This is a genomic window from Comamonas sp. wu1-DMT (genome assembly GCF_040187805.1).
GTDB lineage: Bacteria > Pseudomonadota > Gammaproteobacteria > Burkholderiales > Burkholderiaceae_C > Comamonas > Comamonas thiooxydans.
The window spans coordinates 80,083-93,213 of sequence record NZ_JBANEM010000009.1 but is presented as its reverse complement, the minus strand read 5'-3'; the positions used below and the strand labels follow the sequence as shown (position 1 = coordinate 93,213).

Genomic DNA, 13,131 nt, shown 5'->3' with positions numbered 1-13,131 from the left:
GCTCTCATGCTCCGCCTGATATTTGCGCTCGTCATGGGCTGGAATTGCGGCGTGGTCTGGGCACAGGAGCTCAGGCCTCAGGACCTGCTCTGTGAACCGCGCATTGTGGCCCGCCAATCGGCCAAGGCAATGCCCGAGGGGCCTCCACCCGATGCGGCCTTGCTGCAATGGGTGGATGTGCCGGGGCTGGATGACTGGAGTCAACGCTGGCCCGGCTATGACGGTGCAGCCTGGTACCGCATCGATTGGGAGAGCCCCTGCGGGCGCGATCAGCCCGTGGCGCTGGCCGTCGTCAATATCGTGATGGCGGGCGAGGTGTTCGTGAATTCAGAACTGATCTGGCGCGATCAGTCGCTGGTGGAGCCGCTGAGCCGCAGCTGGAATATGCCACGCTACTGGCTGCTGCCCAAGGCGCTGCTCAAGGAGCAGGGCAACAGCATCTGGGTGCGCGTCCACGGGCTCAGCAGCCAGACGCCAGGCCTGGGGCGGCTGCGCATAGGCCATCCAGCCGAGCTCAAGCAATGGACGGCGCAGGCCACCTGGAACCTGCGCACCATTTATATGGTCTGCATCACGGTCAGCCTGGTGCTATGTCTGCTGTTTTCGTTTGCCTGGCTCCACAACCGCAATCAAAAACTCTATGGCTGGTACGCACTCAATCTGATGTGCTGGGCACTGATGCTCTGCTTTATGGTCATGACTGATCCCTGGCCCTTCAGCAGTACGCCGGCCTTTGCCAAGGGCAATTTGCTGGTTTTCATTGCCTTTACCTACACTTTCTGCATTTTTACGCTGCGCTTTGCGGAATTACGCCTCATGCGTCTGGAACGTACGCTGGCCGGCATATGCAGCCTCTGTGCCGTATTTGCACTGTCTGTGCCCGATGCACAGATAGCGCTGAGCCGGGCCGTCTGGCTGCTGATGTTCTGTCTTTGCGCTCTGGTGTGCCTGCTGTTTCCACTGCGCGCGCTGCAGACACGCACGCCAGCCCACATCGCTTTCAGCCTCTGCTTCGTGCTTTACCTGGCCATCGGCGTGCACGATCTGCTGCTGCTGACCAAGACCCTGGATCACAATCTGACGCTGACTCCCTACACCACCTTGCTGAGCATGCTGGTGATCGCGTGGTTGCTGGGGCGGCAGGTCGTGTTGAATATGCGCCGCATCGAGCACTTCAACCACGAACTCAGTCTCACCGTCACACAGGCCTGCGACGACCTGAGCCAGACCCTGGAGAGGGAACACCATCTGGCTCTGAGCCACTCCCGCCTGCAGGAACGTCTGCGCATTTCCCAGGATCTGCACGACGGTCTGGGCGGCTCTCTGGTGCGCTCCATTGCACTGGTCGAGCAGAGCAGCGCCCCTTTGCCCAATGCCCAGGTGTTGTCCATGCTCAAGCTCATGCGTGACGACCTGCGTCAGATGATTGACACCGGCACCAGCACCGCCATCCAGGTTCCCGAGACACCCATGCAGTGGCTTGCTCCGCTGCGCCACCGCTTTGCACGGCTGTTCGAGGAGCTGGACATTCAGGTGAAGTGGTGTCTGCCCGAATACTGGACTCACGCGCCCAGCCCCATTCAGTGCCTGACGCTGACCCGCGTGCTGGAAGAGGCATTGACCAATGTCATCAAGCACAGCCGCGCCAGCCAGGTCCAGGTTCGGCTGGAGATTCCCGACGCCAGGGAGTTGCAGCTGCAGATCGAGGACAACGGCACAGGCTTTGATTTGGATAGCACACAGATCAACAGCATGGGCGTGGGCATGCGCAGCATGCTGGCGCGACTGGAGCGCCTGCAAGGCACTCTGGTCATACAGTCCAGCCCCGGCCGCACCGAGCTGCGAGCCAGCCTGCCGCTGTTCGGCAAGGTGCAACGTCACACCGAAGTACAGAGCGCCGTGCCGTCTCCCCAGAGCATCTGGTAACTGCGCTAAGCTTTCTGCATGCCCCTGCTTATCGACGGAACACCGCATGAAGACGGCGTCTTCACCCTTGAGCTGACGCCTGACGCGCCGCACAGGCTCAAAACCAGCCCCGGCCAGGGCAGCCTGACCCTTGGCCCCAGGACGCTGTTGAAAACAGCGGACCTGTGGCTGCCTGTCGACGCCTGCGTGCTCTGGTCCTGCTTTGACCCCTTTGCCACGCCCGCCGGCTCGCCCTGGCCACGCAGCTTCTACTACACGGGCAATGACAGCGGCTTCTTCACATGGGCGCAGTTGCGTACTATCGAAAACTTCAGCTGGTACCCACAGCTACAGCAAGATGTACATATCGACGCCAGCCAGTCACAGATTCGCGAACTGAGCATTCATCTGCAAGCGGGCAATCAGGGCCACATCCACCTGAAGCTGCCGCAGCAGGGCATGCGCCTTCATCTGCAGGGCAATCTGGAGCAAATCACCGTCACCGCAGGCCTGCCTGAAAGCCTGAGTTTGAGCCCGGCCACCAGCAAGAACCCGGCCGATGAAGCCTTTCAGCTGCCCGACATGGGCAGCCTGAAACAGGTCGCCACGCTGGAGCTGCGCAATGGAGCGGGAAAGCAACCCATTTCGCTGCAAAACCTGCTGCAGTTTTCGAAGCTGGAATCGCTTTCCCTGTGGGGTAACCACAGCGATTTGGCTCAGCTTTCATCATGTACGCAGCTCAAGGCGCTATCACTGCGTTTTATGCGCCATCTGTCGGGACTGCCTGCGCTGCCGACCTGGCCGGAGCTGGACTTCTTCATCGCCTACAACGTGGAAGAAGCCACTGGCAAACACCTGCGCCAGCAACTCAAGGACCGGGCCAAGGCTCGACCCTGGGCTGACTACACATCCGTCAGCCAGTTGCGCAAGCCCGAATGGTGGGCCAAGGAATATGGGCGGCCATTTGCGGGCTGGCCCACAGCCCGTGCCAGGATTGCGCATGCAGCCTATGAGCTGGCTGAACAAGAAATTGGCACAGCCAGCAACCTTGGCCAAGTGCAAGCTGCACTGACAGCCTTTACCGCCCGCTTCAACACAGTCAAAGGCATTGAAACCAGCGAACGTGAAGACCTGGGGCTGGCCGTGCAGCAACTGGCACAACTGCCTGCGGCGCTGTCACTGAAGCTGACGGATGAGCAGGCCCAGCAGTGGTTTGATGAAAACCGCGACTACTAGCGCCTACCTATCGATTACCGAGCGGCCGCAGGATCGACCTGCGCAATGATGCCGCCTCCCAGGCAGACATCGCCGTCATAGAGCACGGCGGACTGACCAGGGGTGACAGCCCATTGCGCTTCGGGAAAGTCCAGACGGAAGCCGGCCTCCGTGGCCTGGGAAATCAGCGCAGGCGAATCGGGCTGACGGTAGCGGGTCTTGGAGCCGTAGGCCTTGCCCTCGGCCGGAGCTTGGCCCGCCACCCAGCTGACCTGATCGGCCAGCAGGGCATGCGACTGAAGCAGCGGATGGTCATGGCCCTGTACCACGCGCAGAATATTCTTGTCCATTTCCTTGCGTGCCACGAACCAGGGCGCATGGTCGCCCGCACCACGGGCAGCGCCCTTTTCCTTGACGCCGCCAATGCCCAGACCCGAACGCTGGCCCAGCGTGTAGAAGGACAGACCCACATGCTTGCCCAGCTTGCGGTTGCGGTCGTCCAGGATGAGACCCGGCTCCTTGCTGATATAGCGGTTCAGGAAGTCGCGGAAAGGGCGCTCTCCGATGAAGCAGATGCCCGTCGAGTCCTTCTTCCTGGCATTGGGCAGGCCGATCTCTTCGGCAATGCGACGCACCTCGGTCTTGTGCAGCTCGCCCACGGGGAACATGGCCTTGGACAGCTGGGCCTGGTTCAGGCGGTGCAGGAAATAGCTCTGGTCCTTGGTGTTGTCCAGGCCCTTGAGCAGCTCGAACAGCTGGGTAGACGGATTCTGGCGCACGCGTGCATAGTGGCCGGTGGCGATCTTTTCTGCTCCCAGGCGCATGGCGTGGTCCAGAAAGGCCTTGAACTTGATCTCCGCATTGCACAGCACGTCCGGATTGGGCGTGCGACCGGCCTGGTACTCGCGCAGGAACTCGGCAAACACGCGGTCCTTGTAGTCTGCGGCAAAGTTCACATGCTCGATCTCGATGCCGATCACGTCGGCCACGGCCGCCGCATCGACAAAGTCGATATTCGACGAGCAGTACTCGCTGTCGTCGTCATCTTCCCAGTTCTTCATGAAGATGCCGACGACCTCGTGGCCCTGCTTTTTGAGAAGATAGGCGGTGACGGCGGAATCCACACCGCCCGACAAACCCACCACGACACGCTGCTTGTTGCTCATAGGTATGCGATTATCCCAGCGCCCGTCAACTGCTGCGGGCGTGAGGATTTGCCATGGAACTGCGCCAGCTGCGCTACTTTGTACGAATTGTTGAACTGGGCTCCATGAGCCGGGCAGCGCTGGATCTGGACATGGTGCAGTCGGCGCTGAGCCAGCAGATCAGCCGCCTGGAGTCGGAACTCTCGACCCGGCTGCTGCAGCGCACACCACGCGGAGTCATCCCCACCGAGGCCGGCCAGGCTTTTTTCCACCAGGCCCAGCTGACCCTGCGCCATGCCCAGCAGGCCATTCACGCAGCCCAGCAGGCCCGGCTGTCGGGTGCCGTCAGCATGGGCCTGTCCCCCACGATTGCCAATGTGCTGGGCCTGCCGCTGATGCGTGCCATGCGCGAGCGCTACCCCGAGGTGCGTCTGCACATGGTGTCAGCCCTCTCGGGGCATCTGACGAGTCTTCTCAACGCCAGACAGCTGGATCTGGCCATCCTTTTCGATACTCAGAGCGCCAGACGATGGAGCGTGATGCCGCTGCTGGAAGAGCAACTGTTTCTGATCCAGTCGCGCCAGCAACCGGTGGCGCCGCAGATTCAGCATGAAGTGCCCATCAGCCTGGAGCAGCTGCAGCAGGTGCCGCTGATCCTGCCCTCGGGCAGCCACGGCCTGCGCAGCTCCATCATGGCTTCGTTCACCAGTGCCGGCTTTCAGTCGCAGATGGCCATGGAGATCGACTCGCTCACCCTGCTGATGGAAGCGGTCGATGCCGGCATGGGCGCCACGGTCCAGCCCTGGTCAGCCGTGGGCATGTACCGTGATGCTGCCGAGCGTTTTCAGTGGTCGCAGATCGCCGATGACTCGGTGCGGCGCAAGGCCGCGCTGTGCAGCCTGTCCGACGACGAGCTCTCGCCCGCTGCCCTGGCGGCACGTGTGGTGCTGACGGACTGCGCCAGGCAACTGGTGCATTCCGGAGTCTGGCGGGGAGCATCGCTGACGGATTGAGCCCCCGCCTTCCAGGCAGAGGATGAATGCGAAGCTGGCTGACCATGGGCGACGCCGGAAAATCAAGGCTCAGGCCTTACGTAATTTCCACAGCAACTTTGTTGTCATGTGAAGCTCATACCTCATGGCAAACCTAGATCTTCATTACAACATTGCTGTTGCGCCCCCTGGGCAGCATCTCGACATCCATCTTGCACCACGCCGACGGCGCCAGCCTACAGCGGGTGCGAGTGCGCTTTTTTAATATGAGCCTTGCCTCGTGCTGGATGTGAAGTGCGCTTCAGGACAGCCAGCCAAAACCAAGGTTCATTTATGACATCTCTCGATATTCAGTTGCTGCTGACCGCCCTGGTCAGCGTGCTGGTGCTGGTCGCCTTGATCGTTTCACGCATCAAGCTGCACCCGCTGCTGGCCCTGCTCATCGTCTCGGTCGGCGTCGGCTTTGCCACCGGCATGGATCCGGAAACCATCGTCAAGCAGCTGACCAACGGCGCGGGCAAAACGCTGGGCGCCGTGGGCGTCGTGATCGCGCTGGGCGCCATGCTGGGCAAGATCCTGGCCGATGCAGGCATCACCGAGCAGATCGCCGAAGCCATTCTCAGGCACTCCTCCGATCGCATGATCCCCTGGGCCATGACCCTGGTGGCCTTCATCGTCGGCATCCCCATGTTCTTCGAGGTCGGCCTGGTGGTCATGCTGCCGCTGATCTTCAGCGTGGCGCGCAAGCTGGAAAGCCAGGCCCGTTTCAAGGGCTCGGCCTATGTCTACGTCGGCGTGCCCGTGATCTCGGCACTGGCGGCCATGCACGGCATGGTTCCGCCCCATCCCGGCCCACTGACCGCCATCGCCACCCTCAAGACCACGGTCGGCCCGACCATGCTGTACGGCTTTCTGGCCGCCATTCCGGCCATGGTTCTCGGCGGCCCGCTGTATGGCGCCTTCATCGCCCCGCGCATGAGCACCAAGCCCGACCAGGCCTTGCTGGACCAGTTCACCATCACCGAGAAAGCCACTGCCGACCAGCAGCCCAGCATCGCCCTGGGCGTGCTGGCGGCCCTGCTGCCCGCCATTCTGATGCTGATCCACGCTGTTGCCGAGATGCTGCTGCCCAAGGATGCGGCAGCCATGCATGTGGCCAGCTTTCTGGGCAATCCCCTGATCGCCATGCTGCTGGGCGTGCTGTTCGCCATCGTGGCCCTGGTGATGGCCCGTGGCGGCGATACCGAAAAGCTGCGCGACGCGCTGGGCAAGAGCCTCAAGCCGATTGCCTCCATCATCATGATCATTGCCGGTGGCGGCGCCTTCCAGCAGATGCTGACCAGCGCCAAGGTCGGTGATGCCATCGTCCATCTGACCCAGCAGTTCGCCTTCCCGCCGCTGATCCTGGGCTGGCTGATCGCCATGCTGCTGTCCGTCTCCACCGGCTCGGCCACCGTGGGCATCGTGGGCGCTGCCGGCCTGCTGGCGCCGCTGGCGGGGGCCGACCCCAGCCTGAACCTGCCTCTGCTGGCCCTGTCCATCGGCTGCGGCTCGCTGTTCTTCAACTATGCCAACCATGCCGGTTTCTGGATGGTCAAGGAGTCCTTCGGCATGACCATGGGCGAAGCCACCAAGACCATCTCGGTCGTGCAGTCCATCGTGGCCGTGGTGGGCCTGATCATGGTGCTGCTCTTCAACGCGCTCGTCACCGTGCATTGAAGCCGGCCGTCTAGGCCACACCGGGGCTGCAGCGCAGCGGCCCTGGCGCCTTCCTCCGGGGCTGCAAGCCGTGACACAAGGCCGCATCACGCCGCCTTCGGCCTGCGGCAGAACCAATCCATCACGATTGGTGATACCCCCATCCCCTAGCCCCGCTGCACGGGTGAGGCGGTGCTCACTACAGTGACGTTCAACTCCAATCTAACCCTGTCAACCGCGCTCCGGCAGCGGAAATGACAGAGGACATTTCCCCACGTTGAACCGCTGCAGGCACCGCCCGTGGCAGCCCATCATGAAAACTGAAGCCTTTGACACCGATGTACTCGTCATCGGTGGTGGCAATGCCGCCCTGTGCGCCGCGCTGATGGCGCGCGAAGCAGGTGCCCGCGTGCTGCTGCTTGAATCTGCACCGCGCGAATGGCGTGGCGGCAACTCCGGCCACACCCGCAATCTGCGCTGCATGCACGACGCTCCCCAGGACGTGCTGGTCGAGGCCTATCCCGAAGAAGAGTACTGGCAGGACTTGCTCAAGGTCACGGGCGGCATCACCAACGAGCATCTGGCGCGCATGGTGATCCGGGCCTCCTCGACCTGCCGCAACTGGATGCGCAGGCATGGCGTGCACTTCCAGCCGCCGCTGTCGGGCGCGCTGCATGTGGCGCGCACCAATGCCTTCTTCATGGGCGGCGGCAAGGCGCTGGTGAATGCCTATTTCCGCAGCGCCGAAAAGCTGGGCGTGGAAATCCGCTACGAGTCGCCCGTGGACAAGCTCGAAATCGAGAACGGCCGGTTCCAGGCCGCATGGGTCAAAACCAAGGATGGGCGCCAGCGCATCACGGCCAAAAGCTGCGTGCTGGCGGCGGGCGGCTTCGAGTCCAACCGCGAATGGCTGCGTGAGGCCTGGGGCCAGAACGAGCGCGGCGAATGGCCAGCTGACAACTTCATCATCCGCGGCACGGCCTTCAACCAGGGCGTGCTGCTCAAGCATATGCTGCAAGAGCAGCAGGCCGACGGCCTGGGCGATCCCACCCAAGCTCACATGGTGGCCATCGATGCCCGCGCTCCGCTGTACGACGGCGGCATCTGCACGCGCATCGACTGCGTCTCGCTGGGCGTGGTGGTGAACCGCGATGCCCAGCGCTTCTATGACGAGGGCGAGGACTTCTGGCCCAAGCGCTATGCGATCTGGGGCCGTCTGGTAGCCCAGCAGCCCGGCCAGACGGCCTACTCCATCATCGACAGCAAGGCCATAGGCCGCTTCATGCCGCCGGTGTTCCCCGGCGTGAAGGCCGACTCCCTGCCCGAGCTGGCACAGAAGCTGGGTCTGGACGTGGACACCTTCATGACCACGCTCGACGCCTACAACAGCAGCTGCAAGGTCGGCCATTTCGACCATACCGCGCTGGACGACTGCCACACCGAAGGCCTGGCTCCGGCCAAGACGCACTGGGCGCGCCCGCTCGACACCGGCCCCTACTACGGCTATGCGCTGCGCCCCGGCGTGACCTTCACCTATCTGGGCCTGAAGGTGGACGACACCTCCGCCGTGCGCTTCAAGGACCAGCCCAGCCAGAACCTGTTCGTGGCCGGCGAGATGATGGCCGGCAATGTGCTGGGCAAGGGCTACACGGCCGGTGTGGGCATGTCGATCGGCACAGCCTTTGGCCGCATTGCCGGGCGCAATGCCGCGCTGGCGGCTGCTGGCAAACCCGCTATCCATGGCGCCGTAAAGGACTGAAATGAAACACCCCCTGAGCGGCTTCGCCGCTTCCCCCTCCCTCTTTGGGAGGGGGACAACGCCCTCGCTGCGGGGCGGCCCTTGCTCGGCGTCTCTGACTTGGAGCACGCCAGTTTCAAGTGATGCGAATCACGGTCAACATCATTGATACTGACATGCAAACCCTGAAATCCCTGCAAGAACTGGGCAAGGAAGCCCAGACCCTGGCCACCGGTAAGGTGATTCCCATCCTCCCCGCCCCAACGGAAACCGCTGCCGAGGACGAGGTGGCGCGCGTGATGCAGATCTGCAATGCCTGCCGCTATTGCGAAGGTTTCTGCGCCGTGTTCCCGGCCATGACGCGCCGTCTGGAGTTCGGCAAGGCCGATGTGCATTACCTGGCAAATCTCTGCCACAACTGCGGCGCCTGCCTGCACGCCTGCCAGTACGCACCGCCGCACGAATTCGGCATCAACATTCCCAAGGCCATGGCCGAAGTGCGCGGCCAGACCTATGCCGACTATGCCTGGCCGCCCGCCATGGGCAAGCTGTACCAGAAGAACGGCCTGACCCTGTCCCTGGCACTGGTGGCCGGCCTCTTCCTGTTCCTGGCGCTGGCCGTGGCCGCGCAAGGCGGTCTGGGCCAGCTGTGGAACGGCAATCTGGGCAACAACTTCTACAACCTGTTCCCTCACAATCTGCTGGTCGGCATTTTTGCGCCGGTGTTCCTGTTCGTGGTGTTTGCGCTGTCCATGGGCGTGCGCCGCTTCTGGAAGGATGTGAAGCCCGCCACCAGCAATGTGGATGTCAGCGGCCCGGCCGCTGCCGAAGCCACACACGACGTGCTGCGCCTGAAATACCTGGACGGCGGCCATGGCGACGGCTGCCACAACGAGGACGACGAGTACACCTTGAAGCGTCGCCGCTTCCACCACCTGACCTTCTACGGCTTCATGCTGTGCTTTGCAGCCACTGGTCTGGCCACGGTCTATCACTATGTCTTCGATCTGCCCGCTCCCTACGAGCTGCCCAGCCTGCCCAAGATTCTGGGCGCCCTGGGCGGCGTGAGCCTGATGATCGGCACGGCCGGCCTCTGGATGCTGAACCGCGCGCGCCATCCGCTGCATGGCGACACCAAGCAAAAGCCCATGGACCTAGCCTTCATCGCCCTGCTGTTCCTGGTGGCCGCAAGCGGCCTCGCGCTATGGCTGGGCCGCGCCACGCCGGCGCTGGCACTGCTGCTGTGCCTGCACCTGGGCGCCGTGATTGCGCTGTTTGCCACCCTGCCCTACGGCAAGTTTGCCCACGGCGTGTTCCGCACGGCTGCCCTGCTGCGCCACAACACCGAAAAGCGCGAGCCCAGCCCCATCGGCCTGGGCGCTGATTGAGCGAAGCCCCATGACAGGCGCGCCCGCCGTGCCTGCTTTCAGAAAAATCAGCCGGAATACCGGCATTCCTTTCCGACCAAGGAGACATCCCATGATGAACAAACGCCATTTCCTGCGCGCCACGGCCGTGGCCGCCTCTCTGCTGAGCCTGGGCTCGGCGGCACAGGCCGCTCCCGACTGGCTGCCCAACAAGCCCGTGACCCTGGTCGTGGGCTTTGCCGCAGGCGGCGCCGCCGACGCGGCGGCGCGCATGATTGCCAAGAAGCTGGGCGAAAACATCGGCCAGACCGTGGTGGTGGACAACAAGGGCGGCGCGGGCGGCAATATCGCCCACCAGTTCGTGACCAAGGCGCCGACCGACGGCTCGGTGCTGCTGTTCGGCTCCATCGGCCCGCTGACGATTGCCCCCCACATCATGAAGGTGGGCTACAACCCCTTCACCGACCTGGCACCCATCTCTGGCGGCGTGAACTTCCCCAATGTGCTGGTGGTGCACAGGGGCGCCGGCGTGAAGAACCTGGCCGAGTTCGTGGCCAAGGCCAAGAAGAACCCCGGCAGCGTGGACTATGCCTCCACCGGCGCGGGCTCGGCCTCGCATCTGGCGGGCGAGCTGTTCAACCAGCGCGCTGGCGTGGAGATGGTTCACGTGCCCTACAAGGGCGGTGCACCGGCCCTGCAGGACTTGCTGGGCGAGCGCGTCACATCCTACTTTGCCGCGCCCCCGACGGCCCTGCCGCATGTCGAGACCGGCAAGCTGATTCCGCTGGCCACAACGGGCCTGACGCGCCCGGCCTACATGCCCAATATTCCCACCGTGGCCGAAGCCGGCTTCCCCGGCTTCGAGGCGCTGAACTGGTATGCCTTCGTCGCCCCCGGCAAGACCCCCACACCCGTGCTGGACCGCTGGAACCTGGAAATCGTCAAGGTGCTCAAGGACCCCGGCGTGGCCGAGGCGCTCAAGGTCCACGGCCTGACGCCCCAGCCCACGACGCGGGCCGAGTTCGCGGCCTTCATGAAGAAGGAATACGAGCAATGGGGCAAGGTGGTCAAGGAACGCAAGATCACCCAGAACTGAGAGCGTGTTCACGATCTGAGAGCACAAACCCGCTCGCGCCGATGGCATAACGCATGAATTGGGCGCAATCCAAGTCAGGGCGGCGACGGCCGCGCCGCTCCCGCAGCGAGAGAGGCGCCGTGCCACGGGCGCCGTGCAACGGGGGAAGCCGTACAGCCGCTCAGACTGTGATGGGCTTTTTCTCCACGGGAGCCGCAAAGCCCACGCACAGACGGTTCCAGACATTGATGCAGCCGATGGCGTAGCTGAGCTCCACGATCTCGCGCTCGCTGAAGTAGGGGCGCAGGGCCTCGAAGTCCTGCTGCCCGGGATGGGCCTGGCTCAGCTGGGTGCAGCGCTCGGCCCAGTTCAGCGCGGCGCGCTCGCGCATCTCGAACAAGTCCACCTCGCGCCAGACCACCACGCTGTTGATGCGCTGCAGGTCCTCGCCGCGCGAGAGCAGTTCGCGCACATGCATGTCCACGCAGAAGGCGCAGCCGTTGATCTGCGAGACGCGCAGATAGACCAGCTCCAGCAGCTGCACACCGAGGCTGGAGCGCGCGATCTGAGCGTTGAGGCCGGCCTGCGCCTTGTAGAGCTCGGGTGCCAGCGCACGGAAGTCCAGGCGCGGCGTGGGGATAGCAATAGGGCTGGCGGTGGGGTTGGCGATGTCGGCCATGTGAATACTCCTTGAGGCATTGCAGGCCCGCCCCTGCGGCCGGCCCATGCCTCTTAGACGCGGCAGCGGCGCGGTTTGTGACAGACCTCGCCCTTCATCGCCGGGCTATCAATAAACATAGCTGCCATCGCCTGCTGCAAAACAAATTCAGCAATAAAACCATCTGAAGCTTTTGATTGACTGACGGTAACAGCTATTGTTTTTTCGCCTTCTGCGACGGGCCTCACTCATCAGGCAATCAGGCAGGCGGCAGCAGCACGCGGGTCAGCTTGTCCGGATTGCGTAGCGTGTAGATGCGCCGGATCAGTCCGTCCTCGACCAGCAGCGTCTGCACCGACTCCACCTGGCCGTCCACACAGCGCACCAGACCCGGCAGGCCATTGACCCGCGCCAGATGCAGGCTCTGCTCCTGCCCGTCGCGGCGCAGACGCCGGGCCGTGGCGAAGTACAGCAGCGCCAGGCGGCGCCCGGTCTCCAGCACGTGACCAAAGGATGCCACCTTGCCGCCGCCGTCGCTGATCAGCGCGGCATCGGGCGCGAAGAGCGCCTGGATCTGCGCCAGATCGCCCCCCCCGCGCAGCCTGGGCAAAGCGGCGCAGCAGCTCGGCATGGGCTTGTGCGGGTGCCTCGAAGCGCGGCCGTCCGGCCTTCACATGGGCACGCGCACGGTGCACCAGCTGACGGCAGGCGGCCTCGCTGCGGCCCAGCGCCTGGGCCACTTCGGCGTAGTCGGCATCGAAGACCTCACGCAGCAAAAAGGCCGCGCGCTCCTCGGGCGTCAGCTGCTCCAGCACGAACAGCAGCGCCGTGGAAACATCATGGGCCTGCTCCAGCAGCTCCTCGGCCGAGGGAGCGGCCTCGGACCAGGGCTGGACCAGCGGCTCGGGCAGCCAGAAGCCCGCATAGTGCTCACGCTCCACGCGCAGGCGCCGCAGCCGGTCTATGGCCAGCCGCGTGGCCGTGGTCACCAGCCAGGCCTCGGGCTGGGCAATGGAGGTGCGCTCGCTGTCCTGCCAGCGCAGCCAGACATCCTGCACCAGATCCTCGGCCTCGGCTCGCTGGCCCAGCATGCGATAGGCCAGCCCGAACAGGCGCGGGCGATGGCGCTCGAAATCCTGCAGTCCCGCATCGGCGGGCGGCGCAGTGTGGGAAGTGGGGCTCACGTGATGTCTCCTGCAAATAGGCCGGGCCAGCCACCCAGTGTGACAGGCACCAAGCCTTAGACGCAGAACGCACAGCTTTTGTGACAACGCAGCCAAAAACTGGCGCACTTCGAGCCAGGGACGCCGAGCAAGAGCCGCCTCGCGGCGAAGGCGT

At 63.8% G+C, this 13,131-nt stretch carries 9 protein-coding genes and 1 pseudogene; 7 read left to right on the top strand and 3 right to left on the bottom strand.

From position 1 onward, the window contains the following. The first annotated feature begins 6 nt into the window (after window positions 1–6). Window positions 7–1,926 (top strand): sensor histidine kinase, encoded by a 1,920-nt coding sequence (locus V8Z78_RS14300; protein ID WP_349731582.1) that lies wholly within the window; start codon window positions 7–9, stop codon window positions 1,924–1,926. Window positions 1,927–1,944: 18 nt separating this feature from the next. Further along, the gene (locus tag V8Z78_RS14295; RefSeq protein ID WP_349731581.1) at window positions 1,945–3,141 is read left to right on the top strand and encodes a leucine-rich repeat domain-containing protein; all 1,197 of its coding nucleotides are present in this window, start codon (window positions 1,945–1,947) and stop codon (window positions 3,139–3,141) included. Window positions 3,142–3,155: 14 nt separating this feature from the next. Here V8Z78_RS14295 and mnmA read toward each other — a convergent pair whose 3' ends face one another. Further along, window positions 3,156–4,286 carry a tRNA 2-thiouridine(34) synthase MnmA gene (gene mnmA / locus V8Z78_RS14290; RefSeq protein ID WP_349731580.1) on the bottom strand — a complete coding sequence of 377 codons (1,131 nt, stop codon included), beginning with the start codon at window positions 4,284–4,286 and terminating at the stop codon, window positions 3,156–3,158. Between the two features lie 53 nt (window positions 4,287–4,339). On the opposite strand from mnmA, the gene V8Z78_RS14285 reads away from it, so the two are divergent. The 5 genes from V8Z78_RS14285 (at window position 4,340) to V8Z78_RS14265 (ending at window position 11,156) form a co-directional block, all read left to right on the top strand. After that, window positions 4,340–5,278, top strand: a complete 939-nt coding sequence (locus V8Z78_RS14285; RefSeq protein WP_057094063.1) for a LysR family transcriptional regulator — start codon at window positions 4,340–4,342, stop codon at window positions 5,276–5,278. 312 nt (window positions 5,279–5,590) lie between these two features. Continuing rightward, the gene (locus tag V8Z78_RS14280) at window positions 5,591–6,976 is read left to right on the top strand and encodes a GntP family permease (RefSeq protein ID WP_046460423.1); all 1,386 of its coding nucleotides are present in this window, start codon (window positions 5,591–5,593) and stop codon (window positions 6,974–6,976) included. Between the two features lie 292 nt (window positions 6,977–7,268). After that, window positions 7,269–8,714, top strand: coding sequence for an FAD-dependent tricarballylate dehydrogenase TcuA (gene tcuA / locus V8Z78_RS14275; RefSeq protein WP_046460422.1), 1,446 nt, complete (start codon window positions 7,269–7,271; stop codon window positions 8,712–8,714). A 155-nt stretch (window positions 8,715–8,869) separates the two neighbouring features. Further along, complete coding sequence (gene tcuB, locus V8Z78_RS14270) at window positions 8,870–10,081, top strand: tricarballylate utilization 4Fe-4S protein TcuB (protein WP_314352541.1); 1,212 nt, start codon at window positions 8,870–8,872, stop codon at window positions 10,079–10,081. Window positions 10,082–10,172: 91 nt separating this feature from the next. Then, a complete protein-coding gene (locus V8Z78_RS14265) occupies window positions 10,173–11,156 on the top strand; it encodes a Bug family tripartite tricarboxylate transporter substrate binding protein (RefSeq protein ID WP_003066923.1) in 984 nt (327 codons plus the stop codon). A gap of 160 nt (window positions 11,157–11,316) precedes the next feature. Here V8Z78_RS14265 and V8Z78_RS14260 read toward each other — a convergent pair whose 3' ends face one another. Both V8Z78_RS14260 and V8Z78_RS14255 read right to left on the bottom strand, forming a co-directional pair. Then, the gene (locus V8Z78_RS14260) at window positions 11,317–11,814 is read right to left on the bottom strand and encodes a carboxymuconolactone decarboxylase family protein (protein WP_003066920.1); all 498 of its coding nucleotides are present in this window, start codon (window positions 11,812–11,814) and stop codon (window positions 11,317–11,319) included. Between the two features lie 238 nt (window positions 11,815–12,052). Further along, window positions 12,053–12,977: pseudogene (locus V8Z78_RS14255) on the bottom strand (RNA polymerase sigma-70 factor). Window positions 12,978–13,131 lie beyond the last annotated feature (154 nt).